The sequence below is a fragment of the Paraburkholderia panacisoli genome (assembly GCF_008369935.1).
Classification (GTDB): Bacteria; Pseudomonadota; Gammaproteobacteria; order Burkholderiales; family Burkholderiaceae; genus Paraburkholderia; species Paraburkholderia panacisoli.
On the sequence record NZ_VTUZ01000018.1, the window covers coordinates 47,269 to 68,477 of the forward strand.

Sequence of the window (21,209 nt, forward strand, 5' to 3'; positions counted from 1 at the left end):
GGCCGGCCCCGCAGGGCCGTCCCGGTCACTGCGTAGTTGAAGCCTGCTTACGGCGCCGCGACGCCTTGGGTCTTCGCGGTGTACGACTTGTAGAAGCTCGAACCGGCCCATGCAGGTGCCGATGCGGTGTACAACGGTGCGCCTTGCGTGTAGTTCGCGCCGTCGTGCCAGTCACCGGAACCGGTGAACTTCGCTACCGCCGGATACGGGTACACCGGACGAGTCGCCGTCACTGCGTTCGACGAATTGGTCTGATACGTCATCACCGCATTCGGAGCCTTGGCCTGCTCGACCCAGCCGGTCATCTGCGACACCAGGTCGATGTTGGGGAAGCCTTCGCCGCCGCCGCAGTGGCCGACACCCGGCACGACATACAGCCGCGCGAACTCGTTGACGTTCGACTCGCCCATCGTGCTTTGCATGGACTCGTAGTAAGCGATCGTGAAGAGCGGCGAGATGTGCTGGTCAGCCCAGCCGTGCCACAGGATCAGCTTGCCGCCGGCCTTCTGGAACGCGGACAGGTCGGGGCTCGTCGCATCGTTCAGCGGGTGGTTCGCCTGCAGATAGATCGGATAGAAGCTCGCGTCCTGATAGCCGAAGCTGTCGATGGTCGGCATGCTCGGCGAACCCGTGAAGATCAGGTTGTACGCCCCGGTCACGATCGAGTAGCTGAACAGGCCCGTGACAGGCACCGGCGTATCCGTCGAGTTCGTGGTCGGTACTTCGACGCCGATCCAGTTGGCTTCCGAACCATATTGCGGCGACCCGGCCAGCATGCGCTCACCGGTTGTGGCATCCGTCGGGCCGCTGTAGATCCTGGTCGCGGTCGCGACTTCGGCCGCCGTCAGGCAGTTGCTGGTGCTCGTCGCGCCGCTCGCGCACTGGATCGTTGCCGGGTCAAAGTGGCAGGTGCGCGGATCGGCCAGCAGGCCGTCGGGTACGCCGGTTTGACCACCGCAAGCTGCGACCACGGCCTTGTGCAGCACCTGAGCCTTGTCGGCGTAGAGCACGGCTTTGCCGGTGCTGTCGCCGGTGGTGCTGTTCGACTTCACGCTCCAGCCGTGATACAGCGAGTTCTGGATCTGGAAGTGAGCGGCCGGGGCGCCGGCGATGATGCCGTTATAGTCGGTCGGGTAACGCTGCGCGGCCATCAGTGCTTCGCGGCCGCCATCGGAGCAACCCACGAAGTACGAAAACTTCTGCGCCTGACCGTAATAGGCCTGGATCAGCTTCTTCGCCGCGAGCGTCGTGATGTGCTGGCCGCGGTACGCAAAGTCAGCCTGCTTTTGCGGGTCCGTGGTCCAGGCGGAGCTTTGGCCCGAGTGACCCATGTCGGTCGCTGCTGTCACGAAGCCGCCTTGCTGCACGAGCGGGCAGGTGTAGCTGAAGCTGAACGAGCTTTGCTTGGTCGGATCGCTCAGGTTGCCGCACAGGCCGCCGCAGCCCAGTTCCGCGAAACGTTGCGTCCAGGTGTTGACGGGCAGCGCGACTTCGAAGGTGTTCGACGGCGCGAGCGTGCCTTTCACCGTGCAGAAGTTGACGGTGGCGCCATTGAGCGTGGCCGCGGTGACGGTAGCCGAGGTGATCGAGCTGCCTGCGCCGCCGATGTCGGTGATGTCGATCGAAGCCAGCTTCGAACAATCGACGACCGGATTGACGACCGCCAGCGGAGTGGGGGAAAGACCGCCACCGCCGCCACAGGCGGCGACAAGGGCGGCGCTCACGCAGACGGTGAACAGTGTCAGCAGCGAGGCTTTGCGCGCATGAACGCGTGCGAGCAGCCCGAAGGAATGCAGAGCTCTCACGCTTGTCTCCTTGTGTTGTTGTCGAGCATCGGAACCACACGTGTGCGTGCGGACCGCATGACGCATTCGTGGTTTGCGTGTTGCCTACTTATCTTCATGGATTCACATCTCCTCTTTTAATGCTTCGTTTCCCAAAAAAGTCTTTTTAGATCGTCGATCGTTCCGGCGCTTGTCGATCATTCGCGATGCGATGACGCGCACCAGCAGCCGACGACGATTCCCATCGAATCGTCGTGCGCACGCCTGCGTATCACTTGAGGATCAATCGAAGTTAGTTAAGATGTCTAACTTGTTTTGGGTCGTGGCTGGGAAAAGCCGGGCAACCCTCCGATGTGCTGTCGTTCACTCTTGTTTTTCCCCTTTCTCTTCCACAGTAGATGCACTGAACAACGCGAAAGATGTGCAGCCTCGACATGTGACCCCGCTCGCTGAGTTTGGACGCGACGTTAGCCGGGCAGGGAAGCGCGTGAAATCGGGGGTTAACCAGAATGATGCGGAAGCGGGCCGCCGAGCAACGCGTAAAAGACACCCTGCCGGTTCGAACAGCGCCGCGCGCAGGACCGCCGCACAAGCATTTCGCTCGTCGCTGCGACATGCGGATCTCGCGACTGCCGCTCGCCTGCACGACGACACGCAATAATTTTTTTAGATGGGGAAAGAGATTGAAAGAGATTGAAATTGACGGCGCGGCTGGCCGGCTTTGTCGCGCTATGGCGCTTCGATTGAAGCGGCGTTCACTTTTCCATTCGCACGCAGTTGTCCCTACGAAGCCGAAGCTCTCGCGACATAAGGTTGTCGCCGCGAGTGGACAAATGAAAACGTGCGGTTGGTGGAAAGCAACTGGCGCATGTGTGCCCGTATCTTGAAGCGGGAAAAAAGCGTCGGCTCAACTGTCCTTTCTATGCGACTTCGTTCCCGAGCCATCTGATCTGCTTATCGGGGTGTTCTTCAGCGGGCATTCGCCGGGGCCACCGGCAAGGGCCCCAGGATTGCGCCACAGCCTTATCCGAATGGCATTTGAAGGCGTTTTCGCCACTGCGGCGGTGCTATGCGGAACACCAGAAACCCGGATACTTCCTCAACACATCTGGTTAACCCGCCCCTTTGAAGCCGGAGGGCGAACCGCTACCTTCAGTTCGGGTCATCTGGAAATGCTATATGAGGCACCACGACATGACGGGTAGCGCAATCAACGGGAGCAAAGCGAAGTGCTTTGAGCGCGCGATAAGACCAATGAAGGAGACAGGAGAAATCTGATGACAAGTGGAATGACGAGCGGTAAGAGAATAGACATCAAGGCGTTCATCGACGAACGGCCGATCTCGCTCTATCAGTGGCTACTGGTGGCGCTGTGTTTTCTGATCGTGACGGCCGACGGCATGGACGTCGCCATCATGGGTTTTGTCGCGCCTTCCATCATTCACGACTGGGGCATTTCGCGGCCCGCGTTCGGCCTCGTGATGAGCGCGGCGCCGATCGGTCTGGTGATCGGTGCGCTGACAGCGGGGCCGGCATCGGACCGCATCGGCCGCAAGTGGGTGTTGATTACGTCGGTGTTTCTGTTCGGCGTGTTCACGATCGCGACAGCGTTCACGCAATCGCCGGGCGCCATGGCGCTGCTGCGGCTTCTGACGGGTATCGGCCTCGGCGCCGCGATGCCGAACTCGACGACGCTGCTCTCCGAGTATGCGCCGCAGCGCAAGCGCGCATTGCTGATCACCATCATGTTCACGGGCTTCAACCTCGGTTCGGCTTTGATCGGCTTTGCTGCCGGCTGGCTGATTCCGGTTCATGGCTGGCGCTCGGTGCTGCTTTTCGGCGGCGCGCTGCCGCTGGTGCTGATCCCGTTCCAGATCTGGCTGTTGCCGGAATCGGCCCGTTTGCTCGCAGTGCGCGGTGCATCGTCCCAGCGTATCGGCGCGGTCCTCGGCCGGGTCTGCGGTGAGCGCTTTGCCGGCGACGAAGTGTTCGTCTCCACTGAACCGCCGCTGCCGACGCGCAAGCCGATCGGCGTGCTGTTCTCGCAAGGCTACGGCTCGATGACTCTCGCGCTGTGGGTCACGTATTTCATGGGCCTGCTCGTCATCTACCTGCTGACCGGCTGGCTGCCCACGCTGATGAAGGACGCCGGGCTGACCGTCACCGCGGCCGCCAACATTACGGCGATGTTCCAGATCGGCGGAACGATCGGCGCGGTTCTGGTCGGCTGGGTGATGGACAAGGTCCGCCCCGCTCCGGTGATCAGCGCGGCATACCTGGGCGGCGGTCTGTGCGTGCTGGGATTGGGTTACATCGGTGCGTTGTCTTCGTCGCTGGCGTTGCTGGTGTTTGCCGCGGGCTTCTGCATGAGCGGTGCGCAGACCGGCCTGAACGCGTATGCGCCCGGCCGTTACCCGACGGTGGCGCGTGCCACGGGCGTAAGCTGGATGCTCGGCATGGGCCGCTTCGGCAGCATCTTCGGCTCGGCAATCGGCGGTGCGTTGCTCGGCTTCGGATGGCAGTTCGGCGCGATTCTCGCGATGCTCGCGATCCCCGCTACACTGGCTGCAATCGCTATCCTGGTGAGTCAGCGCGTGAGCGCCAGCGAGGCTGCGGCAAGTCCGAACACGGCACATTGAGGCATGCGCGGCGCGCGCCGATCTCGCCGCAGCGCGCCGCTCCTGAAGTCAAATTTCTGAGGAGAGACGGTGATCATCGACATTCACGGCCACTACACCACCGCGCCGAAAGCGTTGGAGTCGTGGCGCAACCGCCAGATCGCGGGCATCAAGAATCCGTCTGAGATGCCGAAGGCGTCGGAATTGCAGATCAGCGACGACGAGCTGCGCGAATCGATCGAAAGCAATCAGTTGAAGCTGATGCGCGAACGCGGTCTCGATCTGACGATCTTCAGCCCGCGCGCGAGCTTCATGGCGCATCACATTGGCGACGCGCAGATTTCCAGCACATGGGCCGCGATCTGCAATGATCTGTGCTACCGGGTGAGCCAACTCTTTCCAGACAGTTTCGTTCCGGCGGCGATGCTGCCGCAAAGCCCCGGTGTGGACACTGCCACATGCATCCCGGAACTGGTCAAGTGCGTCGAGCAGTACGGCAATGTGGCGATCAATCTGAACCCCGATCCGTCGGGCGGCCATTGGACCAGCCCGCCGCTGTCCGATCGCTACTGGTATCCGATCTACGAGAGGATGGTCGAGTACGACATTCCGGCGATGGTTCACGTGAGCACGAGTTGCAACGCGTGTTTCCATACCACCGGATCGCATTACCTGAATGCGGATACCACCGCGTTCATGCAGTGCCTGACGTCGGACCTGTTCCGCGACTTTCCGACCCTGCGCTTCGTCATCCCGCATGGCGGCGGCGCGGTGCCGTATCACTGGGGCCGTTTCCGCGGACTCGCGCAGGAGCTGAAAAAGCCGCTGCTGAAAGATCATCTGCTCAACAACATCTTCTTCGATACCTGTGTCTATCATCAGCCGGGCATCGATCTGTTGACCCGCGTGATCCCTGTCGACAACATTCTGTTCGCGAGCGAAATGATCGGCGCGGTGCGTGGCATCGATCCGGAGACGGGCCACTATTTCGACGACACGAAACGCTATATCGAAGCGGCGCACGTCGATGCGCAAGAACGTCACAAGATTTACGAAGGAAATGCGCGGCGTGTCTATCCGCGCCTGGATGCATTGCTTAAATCGAAGGGACAGTAATCATGTATGAACTTGGAGTCGTCTATCGCAACATTCAGCGCGCGGACGCCGACGTTGCCGCGAAACTCGGCGCGCTCGGCTCGGCGACCGTGCACGAGGCGATGGGGCGCACGGGTCTGCTGAAGCCGTATATGCGGCCTATCTATGGCGGCGCGCGCGCGAGCGGCACGGCGGTCACGGTGCTGCTGCAACCGGGCGACAACTGGATGCTGCACGTCGCGGCTGAGCAGATCCGCCCGGGCGACGTCGTCGTCGCCGGGGTCACGGCAGACTGCACGGATGGCTATTTCGGCGACCTGCTGGCGACGAGCTTCAAGGCGCGCGGCGCGCATGCGCTGATCATCGACGCCGGCGTGCGCGACGTGAGCGTGCTCACCGAGATGAACTTCCCGGTCTGGAGCAAGGCGATCTCCGCGAAAGGCACGGTCAAGGCGACGCTCGGTTCGGTGAACATTCCCGTGGTGTGCGCAGGCGCGCTGGTCACGCCGGGCGATGTGGTCGTCGCGGACGACGATGGCGTGGTAGTGGTGCCCGCGGCGTCGGCGCAAGCAGTGCTCGAAAAGGCGGCCGCCCGCGAAGCAAACGAAAGCGAAAAGCGCGCAAAGCTGGCCTCCGGCGTGCTGGGTCTGGATATGTACAACATGCGCGGGCCTCTGGAACAGGCTGGGCTGCGCTACAAAGATTAATAGGGCAGTCACCATGGTCAGCGGTCAAACCGGACGCAAGCCGATCACCGGCATTTCGTCGATGGCCACGCGCCAGGTGCTGGCCGAACTCGCGCGGAGCTACGAGCGTCTGTCGGGGCGGCCGGTGGCGATCGAGTCGGTCGGCGGCGTCGACGCGGCCCGGCGTGTTCAGGATGGCGAAGCATTCGACTTTGTCGTGCTGGCGGCGGACGCGCTCGACCGGTTGGCCGCCGCGGGCCGCGTCGATCCGGCGAGCCGGGTCGACCTTGCGCGTTCCGGCATGGCGATTGCAGTCGCGGCAGGGCAGGCGCGTCCGGACATCGGCAGCGAAGCGGCGCTTCGCGAGGCCATTCTCGGGGCGCGCAGCATCGGCTATTCGACGGGGCCCAGCGGCGCGCATCTGAAGCGGCTGTTCGAGCGTTGGGGCATTGCCGGGCTCATCGAGCCGCGCATCGTGCAGGCGCCGCCGGGTGTCCCGGTCGGGGCGCTGGTCGCGCGCGGGGATGTCGCGCTCGGCTTTCAGCAATTGAGCGAATTGATCCACTTGCCCGGCATCGACGTGATCGGCGCGCTGCCGCCCGACATTCAAGCCACCACCGTGTTCGCCGCGGCGGCTTGCACCGCGACGAGTCAGCGCGAGGCCGTGCAGGCGCTGCTGGCGTTTCTGACATCGCGCGAGGCCGATACTGCCAAGTCGCGAAACGGTATGGAGCCGGCCTGATCGCAGTACACTGCGTGCTGCACCAATGCTTCATCTCGCGTCCGGACATCCGCCGGCCCGGACGACGCAGCGAGGGGCATGCGGCGCGGACCGGCGTGCGGCATCGCGCCGTACCCCTCAGGCTGCGAGCGCATGAAACGTCCCCATCGTCCCGCGCCCAATGTGGCTGCGCCTGCTCACGTTCCGTTCGGAATCCGCGCGCTTTTCAGTCTCCGCAAGTCCGCGCGGCGCTGGCCCGTCGCTTGTCGCGCCGCGCTCAGCATCGGGTTGCTGGTGGCCGTCGGATGGCTGACCGGAAATATAGCGGCCGGCTTGACCGCGACGATCGGCGCTTTCACGTCACTCTACGCATCTGAGCGTCCTTATCACAACCGTGCGCGGGTGCTGGCTGGCATTGCGCTGTCGTTCGCCGTGGTCGTGAGTCTGGGCATGGCGGTGCAACAGCTGCCGTTGATGGCCGTGCCGCTGCTTGTCGTGATCGCGATGGTCGCGACGTTCGTTTGCCATGCGATCAAAATCGGGCCGCCGGGCGCGTATATGTTCGCGCTCGCATGTGCCGCCGGCACGAGCGTGCCGGCCGCTCACATGGCCTTCTATCATGCGGGATTGCTGGTGTTGGCGGGTGGTGCGGTGTCGTGGATCGTGCACATGACGGGGGCGCTGGTCTCGCCTAGAGGTCCGGAAAGGGCGGCGGTTGTTGCAGCGGCTCAGGCGGTCGCGCAATTTGCGGAAGCGGTCGACGCCGGCACCGACGCCGATGCGAACGCACAGGCGCGCCATGACGCGGCGTTGTCACTCCATGCTGCGTGGGCCACGCTTGTCAGTTATCAATCGTCCGACTCTCGTCGCGATGCGGTGCTCGCCCATCTGCTTGCTCTCAATCGCGAACTGCATCTGCTTTTTGCCGCGTGCGTCGACTCCACCGACTCGCGTGCGGCAAGTCAGACCGTGTTGGCCGACAGAGCACGGGAGGTCGGCAGGCGAGTGGCATCCGCCGGTGAGCATTCAACTTCGACGTATGCGTTCGACGTTCCGCTGGGGCGTCTGCGCTCGACAGAACTGATACGGGAAGCTTTCAGGCGCGGCTCTCCCGCGTCGATAGTCGCGGCCCGCGTAGGCATTGCGGTGGCGGTGGCCGGCGCGATCGGTGCAGTTTTCGGCGTCGAACGCGCGTATTGGGCGATGGCGGCGGCCGTGCTCGTTCTGCATCAGGGGCTGGACTGGGAGCGAACCGTAAGGCGCGGCGTCGAGCGAACCATCGGCACGCTCGTCGGTCTCGCACTCGCGAGTGCAATCTTCGCGATCCATCCAGAAGGACCGTGGCTCGCGCTGACGATGATGAGCCTTCAGTTTCTCGTCGAGATGCTGATCACGCGCAACTATGCGTTCGCCGTGGTGTTCGTCACGTCCATTGCGTTGCTCATCGCCTCGGGCGGCCAGCGTGTGGCGGAACCGGGCGCGTTGCTGTGGGCGCGAGGGCTGGATACGGCGATCGGTTGCGGCGTCGGGCTGCTTGTTTACATGTTCTTTAAAACACGTGGCTCGCCCATGTCCATCCGTCAGCGGATCGTGCTCGCGCTGGCGACGGTTCAGACGGTGCTCGAACATCTCGCTAGCGGCTGCGTGACGACACCCGGAGGGCTGCGGGCGCGGCGCGATCTGCAGCATGGCATCTTTGCGCTGATAGAGTCGTATGAGGTGGAGGCGGGCGGCCTGGCGGGTGAGCGTGCCCTCGCAGCACGCATGCGGCCAGCGATCTTCGCTACGCAACGGCTCGGCTATAAGGTACTTGCCGCTTGTTGGGTTCTTGAAGCGACAGCGCGGGAGCAAATCATCTTGGCCGCATCCACGGATGCTTCGCCTGATGAGTTGGCGAACGCCGCGGCTGTGCTGGAAGAGATCATCGGCACATTGCGAGCCAACGGCACTGGTCCGGCTGCGCTTCAGCCCTTACCGGACTTTCTGCGCGGCGAGATAGAAGAGTTGAGAGAGTGGCTCGCGTGCGGGTCATCGAATCGCGGTGCGAATGCGCGGCGCGGCGAAGACGGACAGCGTAGCGCAGCGTCTTCCTGAAGTGATTCCGCCGGTCGCACTGACTAAGCGTCTCATTGGATGCCTCGGCGCGATGCCGATCGGCCGCGCGTGCGTTTGTAATGTGGTGCGCCGGTTTTTCGCGGTGGCTTGCACGAAGCCAGCCTTCGTGAGGACGGTGAAGATCATTGCGCACAATTTCTACTGTCACGATTTTTATCGCTTTGCATCCTTATTCATTGTTGTTTGGTGAATCGGTCTGTTTATTATTGTATTAGTACTCCATGTCGTTCCAATTAATTCTGAATAACGGTTTAACAGCGTGGCGTGGCAAGCACGCAGTGTCGAGGGAAATGTAAAAGCTGGTAACGAAAGTTGACTTTCCAGAGTGTATCAGCCCGCTCAATCATTAGGCCATCTTTTTATCTAGCCGATCTTTACTCCCACAATAATTTTGGAAGGTAAATGACGTGCCCACTCGACGCATCAGTGAAAACGACGGGCCTCAAAATGCTTTTGTTATAGGGTCGAATTGTCAAATTTCTCGGGCATCCGTCCTCTGATCATAAGAAGAAAGTTGAATTCTTGACGTAGCAAGAAATTATTAGAAATATTTATGCTATTTGGCCTATAAGTGCTATTTCTTCTGTTGGAAACCGCCATTTACGCGTACTATTTACCCACGTCGACGCGTTTGTGGGAATAATTTGCCGAGCGAGTTGCGGCCTGTGTGCCCGTTTGGCAAGCGTTTGCGCGACGTCTGGCCGCAGTTTATTCGCGCAGCAGCAGGACTCGTAGTCGGTTGTCTCCTCTGATTGTCAAACGCGGTTGATTTACGCGTCGGCTCGCCATTGGCCATCGGCGGCGCTCGTTAATTGCATTGCCGCATCCAGGCAGGTTCTTGTTCGGCATTCAATCAGAATTCAGTGCTGCACCCGGAATGTGCTGAAGACTATTCATTTTTAGTCGTGCGGTCTGGAATGAATATTCACCGGTGCATTAAATAACTCGAACTTCCAAAAACTAATATTTGGACTTTTTTCGAGAGAATTTTCTCGATTGTGGAAATAATTCGACATGGTAAAGCGACGTCAATTTCTTGGTTGCCTGACGGCACTTGGTGGAAGCGTTCTTTTGAGCGCATGCGGTGGCGGCGGCTCGGAAGACGGGAGTGGCAGCACGTCTTCATCTTCTGCCGCTAAAGCAACGACAACGGCGCGTGCGGCCACCGGCTCCACGAACGGCACGGCCATGCCGCCGGCCTCGTCCATTACGGACAAAGCAGGCGGAGTCTGGACGCTTTCCAACGGCGTCATCTACAGGAATGGCGCTGTCGTGGGCAACAACTACAACGTGTCGCTGGTACTTTGGTACGGTGGCAGGATGTATCACTGCAACAAGAGTGGTTACTTCTACGTGAATGCAGAGGTTGCCAATGGATGGCTGCCTTGCACCGATCCGCGCATTGCCGTCGCGCAGACGCCGGGTGGCTTCTACGGTATGAACGGGCACTATGACTACACCTACACGCCCGCGCAACTGGTCACGATCCTGAAGGCAATGGGCTGCACGAGCTACCGCGTCGGTTGCACGTCCGACCCGACGCAAATCAATGCGGTGGCCAAGCTCGCGCAAACTTTCCAATCGGCCGGGATCAAGTTGCTTGTATTGATCCAACAGGGCCTCTACGACAGCACCGGCAAACTCTTCTCCGGAGAGTCGACTGCTTACAGCGCCGCCTACTCGGCAGGCTCGACGATCGCACGCGCGCTGAGTCCTTATGGCGTCACCATGTATGAATGTGGCAATGAGCTGACACGCGACGGCGCCATCATCCTGGATTCCACCAACGCGGGAACGAAGGCACTCGACTTCAACAATGCGAACTGGCCTGTCATGCGTGGCGCGATGCGCGGCATGATCGACGGGGTGAAGTCGGTCCAGTCTTCCGCAAAGTGCGGTATCAACTTCTGCGTGAACGATGTGGGCGCGTCCGACGCGTTGTGGGACGGCATGCAACCGGACGGCAGCGGTGGCCATCCGACGGTGCGCTGGGATATCACCACGTGGCACAACTATGAAGTGTACGGCGACATTTTCAACATCGGCACTGACGGCGGTGGTGCTGGAATCGATCTGCCCATCTATTGCAAAGCCAGATATGGCGTGCCATTCATGATCACCGAATGGAACACGGGGCCTGAACAAGCCGAGGCGTACCGGGCGAACTACATCAGCGCAAAACTGACCGAGTTCTATCAGCAGAGAAAGACTCACAACATCCAGTCGGTGATGTACTACGTGCTCGATAGCGGAAACGATACGTTCGGCATTATGATGAACGGCACGCCAATCAATCCGTCGTATAGCGCATTTACGAGCTTCACCGCGAGCAACCCGGACAATTAAGCCGGTGAGAGCGCTTCGCGGACAATAGATCTGACCTCTCTTCGCTTCGGCAAAGGGAGGCCGGGTTGTTTTGGTCCTGCTTCAATTCGATCCGCAACGGGCTCAGGCAAGCGGCGTTATCCAATACGTCGTCGTCTTTTGCGTCGCACGTTCAGTTCAGACAAGCAACTTTCCCCAATCGTAGTCGACGCGGTCAGGCGTGAACGGCAATACGCCGGCGCCCGGTGTGAACGTCAACTCGCCGAAGTACACCAGGTTATCTGGCGCGTACAAATCCACGCGAACATAGTCGAAGTCTTCGCACAGGGTGACCGCCGCGTTCAGCACCGAGTCCAGATTCGTTGGACGAGGCCCGGGCGCGGCGCTTCGTTTATAGAAGCCGATCGCGATGTCGAGATGATTCCAGTCGACGTCGTACACGTCGCCATGCGTCGAGCTTCCGAATCGATCCGATATCACGAGAATGTAGATGATTGGCCGACCCGGCCGTCCGTTGAAGCAGTGCAGCTTGAGATCCGCCGGTATCTGGCCGCGCTGGTCCAGAAGCAACCGCTCGAAGAAGACGCGCGGCTTGATTGCGCGGTAGTGCCGCTCGCGTGCTATGTCGTAAAAATCGGTGGCCAACCACTGCGCTGCTCGAAGTTGCAGTTTTTCGAAAGACGTCTGCGATTTGTCTCTTACCACTTCGACGAAACTGCTGCCGTGATTTGCCTTCATTACAAAGGCATCCGGCAGAGCGTCGAAGACCTCTCGGGTGAACACATCCGGCGCCGCGATCAACGGTATCAGATGCTCCTCGCCGATCTTGCCGGCGACGTATTCACGCACCAGAAGCTTGTCGGTCAAATTGATGAAGCGAGGATCGGGCCTGAGGCTGCGTTGCAGAATCTTTTCGTTGAAGGTGGCCGGACGAAGCAGATTGGGATAACGGCCAATGCATTTGTGATGCAACAAACTCAGGAAGAGCGCATCCGGCAGGACGGACTTCGCCGCTTCCTTCATTCTTCTGACAAGAGGAACCGAATGCGGAGGCAGGCGATAAGGATCTATCGGCATCCGTCCCACCTCGGCGGACGCACTATCTTCGGACGCCACAGCTTCCTGGCGCCTCGGGGCGGATGCGGGGGCTTCGCCATCGAACTGGGTGGACTTCATTGTTGTCATGTACGAGATCCATAACTGGTGGCGTCGCGAAGCGTTGTTCGACGCTCAAGGGGCTTCGCGCACTATCTCAGTTGCGGCGTTCCAACTTTCCTCATGCGTCAGGCACCGTTCTTCGGACTCGAAATGTTGCCGGGCGCGAAATTGCGTGGGCGACATGCCGTAGCGTTCCTTGAAGAGCCGGCCCAGACGGTTGCCGTCGCCCATTCCACAGCGCCGTGCAATCTTGTCGACTGGCAAGTCGGTATTGCGCAGCATCGACGACACAACCTCGAAGCGCGTACGCAATAGATATTCGAGCGGTGTCATGCCGAATTCGCACTTGAAGCGGCGCTGGAAATTGCGCTTGCTCATCGCCGCGCATTCGGCGGCCTGGGCGACCGAAATTGCGTTGCTATAGTTCTCCTTGATCCAGCGTGCCGACTCGCGGATCTTCTCGGTCGTGGTGGTGATGCTCGCTTCGTCGAGATCCGGTTTGTTCTTCTCCTTATAGCTCGTTTGCAGAATACGGGCGATCTTTCGGGCGATGTCGGAACTCAGGTCGCGCTCGATCTGCGCAAGCGCCAGGTCGGTAGGTGTCACACCGCCACCGTCCTGCATGACGTCGCTTCTGTCGTCGAATAGAAAGATGGGCACGGTCGATTGCAACGGATTGCGGCACACGACCGCTAGATTCGCGCCTTGCTGGATGCGAACCGAGGCGATCGATCCTTGCAGGGAAATCCACGCGAGAAAGCGATCGTTGGATTCCGCGGTTTCGGCCGCGTCACGGCAAGCGACAAAGAAAGCATGGAAATCCGAGAGGCTGTAGCGTTTGAGGCTCTGCGTCCAGATCGAAATGCTGGACGAGCTGGTCACCACGCCGCCTTCGTCCGACAGCACCGAGAACCTGTATGGAGCTTGCTGGCCTGCATCCTTCTCGAACTCGTTGGCAAGGCGGAAAGCATCACCGATAGCTCCGATGGTTATCATCGAACAGTTCTGAAAAACCAAGAGACCAATGTGTTTCATAGCTGTCATCCATTCCGATGCTCATTGACGCGTGGCGCAAAAAGATCTGCGGAAGTCGTCCGGCTGTTCTCCCAACAAGCCAATCACTCCACTTGCGAGATTAACGCATCGAAATTTCCAGGACGAACTTGGCCGGTATTCGCGGGTGTTTTGGCGTAATAGTCATAGCGAGAGAAATTCTTACCTCGCCATCCGAGAAAAAGCGTTCTAATATCTATTCCCACGAGAAACTTTTTCCGTGACTAATGCGCAAGCCGAACGCGGACCGAAAGCGTTGCTGCAGGCGCATATGCGCGATGTGGCAAGGGCTGCTGCCAGGAATGGCGTTCAAAACAGAGGTTCTCTTTCTGTGAACTTTTTTTAAGGTTCTGATAACGCATTTGCACTGACCCGTATAACTCTGTTACATCACTTGCAGTTAGCAACAACGCTTTCTGCGGCCGCTGCATTTGTAAAGCCCTCTGCTTAATCGGCCAATAACACCCGAATTTATGCCGATGACGATTGAATGCTTTTTTTGCAGTCTATGCTTCACTGCAACATCTACAGAAAAAAGTTAAGTCGCAATGGACTGACTTTTGACTTTGCATGGTGGAATGCTTTGGTTTAACACTCCATCGCCATGGCCTGGCGAAGGGACATTTCCAGTCACCATTATCCAGGACCGCTGGATGCCGTGTCGGACGTGGCGCGCCACGCGAGCAAGCGGAACGCGACCGCGTTACTTCCTGCTGACATGCTTCTGCCGGTCCCGTGTTAGTAGCGTCGCGCAGGGCATTCGTGATGCGAGGTCCATGCCGTTGCGGACCGCATCCTGAAGATCGACGTTGCGTGGCGGTGGCCCGGCTGATAACGAACTGTCCTCACGCAAGAGTCTCGCGATTGGCGCAAAACAATTTTCTTTGGGCGTGTCCTCGGGTCTAGAGGTCGCTATCGTTGATGTCACGTGGACCCAATATATCTTCTACTTTTGCAAAGTAGGGGCAGACAATTTCCCGAAACCAGCGCAGTGCCCCCGTTGCAACGAATGAACTAAGCAATTATTTGGTAATACGAATGAATGGAGGCTGTTGAATTCTTTGAGATCGCTGCTGGAGAAATGAGGATTTTTGATGAAGTCGGCAATCCCGATCGTGACAAGCAATCGAGACTAGCAATAGGCCGTACTGTCCTCCGTCGTTCAGGCCGTATCGAACGCGGTTCTCCGACCTAACCCAACCCAGCACGTCACTCCGAGGTGCTGCCGGTCAGTGCCATACCCACATCGGCCGGCAGCGGTTCCAGATTGCGAACTGGTGGTGCAGCGGAGCAGTATCGATTCGTTACTCTGCCCATCGAAAATTGGAAGGATCAAGCGGTGGATTACTACCCTCTGAATTCGCTCTCTCCGGCTGCCAGCACTGAGCGTGGCCAACTCAGCGTGAGCGCGATGCTCACGCTGATGCGGGATCACATTTGGGAAATCGTGGTCACGACGGTCGTTGTTCTGACGATGGCAGTGGCCTATCTACTCATTGCAACGCCGATCTATTCCGCTGACGTGCTGGTGCGAGTCGACCCGCCGGAGCCGAATGCGCTCGGTCTCGCATTACAGAACGAGATGCTTCCTCCGCCCGCGCCGTCTCCTGTGACGGAGATGGCCGTCATGCGAAGCCGGTCGGTGCTCGATCCGGTGATCGACAAATTCCGCTTCGACGTGTCTGTGACGCCACACAAGCTGCCCGTTCTGGGTGACATCGCCGAGAAGTTCGCGACACCAGGAGAGCCGGCAGCGCCCTGGCTGGGATTGAAGTCTTTCGCATGGGGCGGCGAGCGCGTTCGGATCGGGGCGATGGATGTGCCGCGGGAACTGGAGGAAGAGAAGCTGACCTTGATCGCTCTCGAGAACGGCGCTTATGAATTGCGTGGACCTTCGGATGAACTTCTGCTGAAGGGCGCGGTGGGCAAGACCGTCATGGACAACGGCGTGTCCCTGCTCGTGAAGGAGCTGGACGCGCGGCCGGGCACGAAATTCGAGGTGATTCGCTGGAATGAACTCGATGCGATCAAGCGATTCGAGGACCTGGTCAAGGTTACCGACAAGGTAAAGGACTCGGGTCTTCTCCAGATAGAGTACGCGGACAAGAGTCCGGACAAGGCGACCGAGGTGGCCAATGCGCTCGCTCAGCAATATCTTGCGACCGCCATTGCGAGCCGGCAGCTCAACGACACGACTACGCTCGCCTTCATCAACGGCGAACTGCCCCGTTTGCTCGCGGATCTGAGGCAAGCCGAGGACGCCCTTAAGCACTTCCGCTCGAACTCGCAGTCCATGCAGCCGACGACCGAAGCGCAAGCCTATCTGCAGGGAGGCCTGGACCTCGACAAGCAGATTGCGGGCCTGCAACTGCAACGCACACAACTGCTCGAACGCTACACACCGGATAGCCGCTGGATACAGAACGTCGACACGCAACTTGCGCAATTGAAGGAGGCGAAGGCGAAATTCGATGGCCACTTTAGCGGCATGCCGTCGTCCGAACGTGAGAGTGTCGATCTCCTTCGGGCGCAGAAGGTCGCGGAAACGATTTATCTCGGGATGGTCCAGAAGGCCGAGCAATTGCAGGTCCGGCGCGCCAGCACCACGGGCGGAGCGCATGTCGTCGACCGGGCGATCAGACCGCATCGTCCGGTTAAGCCGCAGCCAATCCTGGTTCTCCCAGCTGGCCTGGTGCTGGGTCTGGTGTCCGGCGTCGTGCTCGTCTTCATGCGCCGCCACGTGTTGACCGGCGTGACGGACCCGCGATACGTCGAACGTCGAATGAGCGTGCCGGTTTTCGGCGAGGTTCTGTTCAGCCAGCAACAACTGCTGCTCGATCGCATCTCGGCGGGCACGGGCCGCAAATTACTGGCCGGTCTGGGAGGGAAAAGCAGTCTGCCATTCCACAAGGTTCCACCTGAAATGCAGTTCCGCCGCAGCGCGGCCGGCGTGGGGGCGACGGCCGCTTTTGCAGGCGACGGCGACAGCAAGGTCCTTGCGGCACGCTTTCCACACGACACTTCGGTCGAGGCGCTTCGCGCGGTACGCACGGCGGTCACACGGGATCTGGCGCACGCGCGTAACAACGTCCTGATGGTCATCGGACCGACGCCTTCCGCGGGAAAGAGCTTTGTCGCGGCAAATCTCGCGATCCTGCACGCGGAGATCGGCTCGCGAGTCGTCCTGATCGACGCCGATATGCGGCGCGGTCACCTCGCATCGCTGTTCGAAGGCACCAACCGCGGCGGCCTGTCGGAAGTGCTCGCGGAGCGGATGCCTTTGCGCAACGCCTTGCGGCCCACGGGTATCGAGGGCTTGACGTTCCTGTCGTGTGGGGTGCGCCCCGAGAACCCCGCCGCATTGCTGATGAAGCCCCGCTTCAAGGACGTATTGGAGCGGCTCGCGGGCCAGTACGATCTGGTGATCATCGATACGCCGCCATTTCTCGCGGTCACGGACGCTTCCATCATTGCGAGTGAAGCGGGCGCGTCCTTGCTCGTGCTGCGCTCGGGGATGCAGAGCGAGGAGGAAATCGCGGACACGGTCAAGAAGATGGAACGTGCCGAAGGGCGAATCGCAGGCGCGGTCTTCAATGGCATTCCGCTGCGGCGAAGTACCCGGAATTACGGCTATGCGACGAACTACGCCAGCGATCTCGAAACCACCCATTGATCTCGCGCGGTCGTAAGCCAAATTGCAGCCAGTAGCTTCGTGACGGCGTCAAACGGAGAATCCGATGGCCTTTGCAATCAACGGAAAGTTCACTTCGCAGCCTGTCACCGGTGTTCAACGGGTGGCGTACGAACTCACGAGAGCCATGCAGATGGACGCGAGGCTCGGTGATGAACTGGAAGTGTTCGTGCCGCAAAACGCCATGGAACCGGGGACGCTGCTCAAGCACCTGCGCCGTTTCCCATGGCTGCGCGGCACCCTCTGGGAGCAGATCACGCTGCCCATTGCAGCCAGAGGCATGACGCTGCTCAATCTGTGCAACACCAATCCGCTCTTCAAGCGCAGACAGGTCGTGATGGTTCACGACATGGCGATCTACGATGTTCCGCATTGCTTCTCCCACAAGTTCCGGCTCTGGTACCGGATATGCTTCGCGATGCTGCGGCGCACGCACCCTATGATCCTGACGGTGTCGACCTTCTCGAAGTCACGGATTTGCCATCACCTGAAGATCGATGAGTCACGGGTCGCGGTTGTTCGTCCCGCTGCGGATCACCTCGACCGTATCGCAGCCAATGCCGCTGTGATGAGCCGTCTCGGGCTTGCGAAGGATGGCTACTGCGTGATCGTCGGCAGCCTCGATCCGCGCAAGAATCTGCAGCGTGTTCTCGAAGCGGTCGGCAAGCTCGGCCATTTGCCGGAACTCAAGTTCGTCGTGGTGGGCGGCAGGAATTCGCGCATCTTCCACACCGACGATGCGCAGTATTCCGGGAATGCGGCGAACTCCGGGCAGGTCGTGTGGGCGGGCTTCGTGTCGGATGGCGAATTGAAGGCGCTGTACGAGAACGCCGGCTGCCTGATTTTTCCGTCGTTGTATGAAGGATTCGGAATGCCGCCGCTCGAAGCGATGTACTGCGGTTGCCCCGTGATTGCATCGTCCTGCACATCGATACCGGAAGTCTGCGGCGAAGCGGCGATGTATTGCGACGCGGCGTCGGCGGACGACATTGCCACGAAGATCTCGCGGATGATGAACGACGCGGATCTGCGGCAGCGCCACCGGACCATGGGTTTGCTGCATGCCCGCGAATTTCGTTGGGAATACTCGGCGCAGAAAGCGCTCGAGATCCTCTACGGCACGACCGGCGAGCGCCTGCCCGATCTGACGCCCAGCGCGTCAACGAGTTAGCGCATATGTCCACGGGAACGCGACTGAATCGCGTAGCGAAAGGCGCCGGCAGAAGGCGGGTGCCGCGCTCACTGGCGACGATCCGGCCCAGCCGTTCGTACCGACCGCCGGGCGAACGGCAGATGAGGCGCGCGATGGGAATCAGCGTGTGGCGTGGCGCGGCGGAACCCCGCCATCCGAATGGGCCGCGCGATCCGATGCACTCCAGATCCGAGGTTCGCTTCAATCTGCCAGCTCAGGTCAATGGAGCTGCGCAACAATCCGCCCCGCCACGTCGCGTATTTCGTTGCCCGTCACGCGGTGTAGCCATTCGAATAGAACGGTCCATGCGCAGTCCGAATGAGTCGTCGAATTTGCGGGTTGTGTCGTCAGTTTCATGGTTGTCGGATCCCGACCCAGCCGAATCTTTTGGATAGCGTCGAGACATCATGAACCAGATCACCGTTGTGATTTGCAATTACAACTACGAACACTATCTAGCGGCGTCGATCGACTCGGCGCTGGCGCAGGACTATCCAGGAACGACTGTGCTGGTTATCGACGACGGTTCCACCGACGGCTCACGCGCAATCATTGAACAGTACGGCAACCGCATCTCGTCTGTCTTCAAGAGGAACGGTGGTCAGGTCTCCGCGTACAACTACGCGATCGAAGCGCTCGAAACGGAGTTCGTGATCTTCCTCGATTCGGATGACGTGCTGTACCCGAGTGCCGTCTCCGAAGTGATGCGGCTCTTCGCGCACGGCAAATGGGCCAAGGTGCAATTCCGCCTCGATGTGATGGATGGCGCGGGAATGCCCACCGGCGCGTATGTACCTCACAGCGAGCCGCCTGCCGATTGCGGAATATTGCTGATGGGCGGCTGGCTTTATCCGTCGCCGCCTGCGTCGGGCAACGCATATCGCGTGAGCGCGCTGCGGCGCATCTTTCCCGTGCCGGAGGAGGGCGTCAACCTTTACGGCGCGGACTTTTACGCAATCTATGGGGTGGCCTTGAGTGGCCCTATCGCGACGGTTCCGAAGTCGCTAGGCGGCTACCGCGTGCATAACGCCGACGGCGCCACGGTGTCGTTCGCCAACTCGGAGCAGATCAACAAGGCGCCGAGGGCGTTCAACATGCGGTGGGCGATCTTGAGAAATATCGCCAGAGTCCGGCTGCAGTTGGAACTTCCGCCGACATTTCATGACTTCTCACATGAAAAAGCGTCCTTCTGCTCGAGCGTTTATCACGCGACCTTTCTGACCCGCTGGCGCTGGATGCTGCATGACTCGCGCGGCTATCTGCATGCGATCGTCGCGAATCCGTTCTGGAGCGTCAAGAAGAAGCTCGCCACTCTGATGCTGTCGAGTTTGTGTCTCGTGCCTTGCTCGCCGTTGTCCGACTTTGTGGTGCGTTACATCTCCAACCCGCTTGCCCGCCGTCGCGCGGCTGGGCGCTGAAGTCCGGAGCGCGCGTAAGGAGAGCGGTATGGATAGACCCGCGAACGTTAACGTGATTGCGTTTGTCTATGGCGGATATTTGATGAGGTATGTCTATCTCCTCATCGTCGTACCGTTTTACGGAAGGATTCTCGGCGTTGCGGAATACGGCCGGGTACTGGCGTCGATGTCGCTGATGAATGTGATATGGATGATCGTCGGCTATGGATTCACGTTCGTCGGCATGCGGGATGTATCGAGGACGCACTCGGCGGCGGAGTGCAACTCCATCTACTCGCTGCATGTCAGCGCGCGGCTCCTGATGGGTTTGCTGGGCGCCTGTATCGGTGTCGTGGCCACGATGAGCTCGCCGGTGTTGTCCGAGCGGCCCGTGATGGGTCTGCTGGCTACGGTGCTGGGCATCGTGTCGGCGCTGAACCTCGGTTGGTTGTTTCAGGGGCGCCACCACTTTCGAACTCCGATCATGATCGAGGTGTTCGGCTTTGCGTTGAGCCTCGTGCTGGTGCTCAACCTCGTGAAAGGACCGGACGACGCCGAGTGGGTGCTGGCGAGTCTTCTGATTGCGGGTGTGGCGTCTTCGATCGTTTCGTACGGTCTGACAACTTATCAACTAGGGTGGCCGCGTCTGAAACTTGCTGGCGTCGTTCCTCTTGTGCGAGGCTCGACAATGCTTTTCTGCTATTCGTCCGGCTCGGTCGTGCTGACGGCGTCGGCGACCTATTTGTTGACGTTGTTGTCCACGCCTGCGCAGGTAGGCTACTTCGGGGCGGCCGAACGTTTCGCGGCGATCGCGCTGAGTCTGATGGGACCGGCCTCGCAAGTATTCATTCCCACCATCTCGCGGCAACTCGCGCAGGATGACAAGGACGGCGCGCATGCGACGACCCGCCAGGGCGCCATCCTGCTGATGGGTTACGGACTGCTGATTCTATGCGGCGCACTCACGCTCTCGCCTTTCGTGCTGCCTTTGATTCTGGGCCCGGCTTTCGAACCTAGCGCCCACGTACTGCAGATTTTCGCGTGGATGTTTCCGTTTGCAGCGTTCAACGTGTTTGTCGCGTTTTATGTATTTGTGCCGCGAAGAAAAGATCGGCTGCTTGCGATCGTGGGCGCGGTGTCGGGCCTGGTCAATCTTGCAGTGGCGCTTTTCCTTGCGCCTCGATATGGAGCAGTGGGCATGGCATCTGCTCGGGTGGTTGGCGAAGCGACGCTGGCGATGATGCTGTTGGGCATCACGATCCGCCTCGACCTGATTGGTCTGGTGCCGGGAGCCCAGCGTGCGATGGGCATGGTCAGGATGGCGTGCGGTCTGCGACCCCAGACCGGCACAGGGAAGGACGAATGATGCGCGAG

13 protein-coding genes are annotated in these 21,209 nt (G+C 60.0%); 10 read left to right on the forward strand and 3 right to left on the reverse strand.

Features of this window, described 5'->3' with window-relative positions:
• Positions 1-47 precede the first annotated feature (47 nt).
• Positions 48-1,805, reverse strand: a complete 1,758-nt coding sequence (locus FVF58_RS25300; RefSeq protein WP_246217196.1) for a tannase/feruloyl esterase family alpha/beta hydrolase — start codon at positions 1,803-1,805, stop codon at positions 48-50.
• Between the two features lie 1,268 nt (positions 1,806-3,073).
• Between FVF58_RS25300 and FVF58_RS25305 the strand changes: the two genes are divergently transcribed.
• The 6 genes from FVF58_RS25305 (at position 3,074) to FVF58_RS25330 (ending at position 11,365) form a co-directional block, all read left to right on the forward strand.
• Positions 3,074-4,423: an MFS transporter gene (locus tag FVF58_RS25305; protein ID WP_149672667.1), complete on the forward strand. Its 1,350-nt coding sequence runs from the start codon at positions 3,074-3,076 to the stop codon at positions 4,421-4,423.
• 69 nt (positions 4,424-4,492) lie between these two features.
• Complete coding sequence (locus tag FVF58_RS25310; protein WP_149672569.1) at positions 4,493-5,518, forward strand: amidohydrolase family protein; 1,026 nt, start codon at positions 4,493-4,495, stop codon at positions 5,516-5,518.
• Between the two features lie 2 nt (positions 5,519-5,520).
• Positions 5,521-6,204: a 4-carboxy-4-hydroxy-2-oxoadipate aldolase/oxaloacetate decarboxylase gene (gene ligK, locus FVF58_RS25315; RefSeq protein WP_149672570.1), complete on the forward strand. Its 684-nt coding sequence runs from the start codon at positions 5,521-5,523 to the stop codon at positions 6,202-6,204.
• Between the two features lie 13 nt (positions 6,205-6,217).
• Positions 6,218-6,925, forward strand: a complete 708-nt coding sequence (locus FVF58_RS25320) for a substrate-binding domain-containing protein (protein ID WP_149672571.1) — start codon at positions 6,218-6,220, stop codon at positions 6,923-6,925.
• Between the two features lie 132 nt (positions 6,926-7,057).
• On the forward strand, positions 7,058-8,998 hold the full coding sequence (locus tag FVF58_RS25325; protein WP_188130924.1) for an FUSC family protein: 1,941 nt from the start codon (positions 7,058-7,060) through the stop codon (positions 8,996-8,998).
• 1,035 nt (positions 8,999-10,033) lie between these two features.
• Positions 10,034-11,365 carry a hypothetical protein gene (locus FVF58_RS25330; RefSeq protein WP_149672573.1) on the forward strand — a complete coding sequence of 444 codons (1,332 nt, stop codon included), beginning with the start codon at positions 10,034-10,036 and terminating at the stop codon, positions 11,363-11,365.
• Positions 11,366-11,521: 156 nt separating this feature from the next.
• On the opposite strand, the gene FVF58_RS25335 is transcribed toward FVF58_RS25330, so the two are convergent.
• On the reverse strand, positions 11,522-12,421 hold the full coding sequence (locus FVF58_RS25335) for an ATP-grasp fold amidoligase family protein (protein WP_246217200.1): 900 nt from the start codon (positions 12,419-12,421) through the stop codon (positions 11,522-11,524).
• Positions 12,422-12,574: 153 nt separating this feature from the next.
• Positions 12,575-13,498 carry a helix-turn-helix domain-containing protein gene (locus tag FVF58_RS25340; RefSeq protein ID WP_188130925.1) on the reverse strand — a complete coding sequence of 308 codons (924 nt, stop codon included), beginning with the start codon at positions 13,496-13,498 and terminating at the stop codon, positions 12,575-12,577.
• A 1,396-nt stretch (positions 13,499-14,894) separates the two neighbouring features.
• Between FVF58_RS25340 and FVF58_RS25345 the strand changes: the two genes are divergently transcribed.
• The 4 genes from FVF58_RS25345 to FVF58_RS25360 all read left to right on the forward strand — a co-directional run bounded on the left by FVF58_RS25345 (position 14,895) and on the right by FVF58_RS25360 (position 21,201).
• Complete coding sequence (locus FVF58_RS25345; protein WP_188130926.1) at positions 14,895-17,228, forward strand: polysaccharide biosynthesis tyrosine autokinase; 2,334 nt, start codon at positions 14,895-14,897, stop codon at positions 17,226-17,228.
• Positions 17,229-17,292: 64 nt separating this feature from the next.
• On the forward strand, positions 17,293-18,417 hold the full coding sequence (locus FVF58_RS25350) for a glycosyltransferase family 4 protein (RefSeq protein ID WP_149672576.1): 1,125 nt from the start codon (positions 17,293-17,295) through the stop codon (positions 18,415-18,417).
• 428 nt (positions 18,418-18,845) lie between these two features.
• Entirely contained in the window at positions 18,846-19,856 is a 1,011-nt protein-coding gene (locus FVF58_RS25355) for a glycosyltransferase family 2 protein (protein WP_149672577.1), read from the forward strand.
• A gap of 28 nt (positions 19,857-19,884) precedes the next feature.
• The gene (locus FVF58_RS25360; protein WP_149672578.1) at positions 19,885-21,201 is read left to right on the forward strand and encodes a lipopolysaccharide biosynthesis protein; all 1,317 of its coding nucleotides are present in this window, start codon (positions 19,885-19,887) and stop codon (positions 21,199-21,201) included.
• Positions 21,202-21,209: the final 8 nt, after the last annotated feature.

Bases quoted from the DNA above. Each gene is read 5' to 3' on its own strand.
- FVF58_RS25305 (WP_149672667.1), top strand. From the start codon at position 3,074: ATGACGAGCGGTAAGAGAATAGACATCAAGGCGTTCATCGACGAACGG.
- ligK (WP_149672570.1), top strand. From the start codon at position 5,521: ATGTATGAACTTGGAGTCGTCTATCGCAACATTCAGCGCGCGGACGCC.
- FVF58_RS25320 (WP_149672571.1), top strand. From the start codon at position 6,218: ATGGTCAGCGGTCAAACCGGACGCAAGCCGATCACCGGCATTTCGTCG.
- FVF58_RS25325 (WP_188130924.1), top strand. From the start codon at position 7,058: ATGAAACGTCCCCATCGTCCCGCGCCCAATGTGGCTGCGCCTGCTCAC.
- FVF58_RS25330 (WP_149672573.1), top strand. From the start codon at position 10,034: ATGGTAAAGCGACGTCAATTTCTTGGTTGCCTGACGGCACTTGGTGGA.
- FVF58_RS25335 (WP_246217200.1), bottom strand. From the start codon at position 12,421: ATGCCGATAGATCCTTATCGCCTGCCTCCGCATTCGGTTCCTCTTGTC.
- FVF58_RS25340 (WP_188130925.1), bottom strand. From the start codon at position 13,498: ATGATAACCATCGGAGCTATCGGTGATGCTTTCCGCCTTGCCAACGAG.
- FVF58_RS25350 (WP_149672576.1), top strand. From the start codon at position 17,293: ATGGCCTTTGCAATCAACGGAAAGTTCACTTCGCAGCCTGTCACCGGT.
- FVF58_RS25355 (WP_149672577.1), top strand. From the start codon at position 18,846: ATGAACCAGATCACCGTTGTGATTTGCAATTACAACTACGAACACTAT.
- FVF58_RS25360 (WP_149672578.1), top strand. From the start codon at position 19,885: ATGGATAGACCCGCGAACGTTAACGTGATTGCGTTTGTCTATGGCGGA.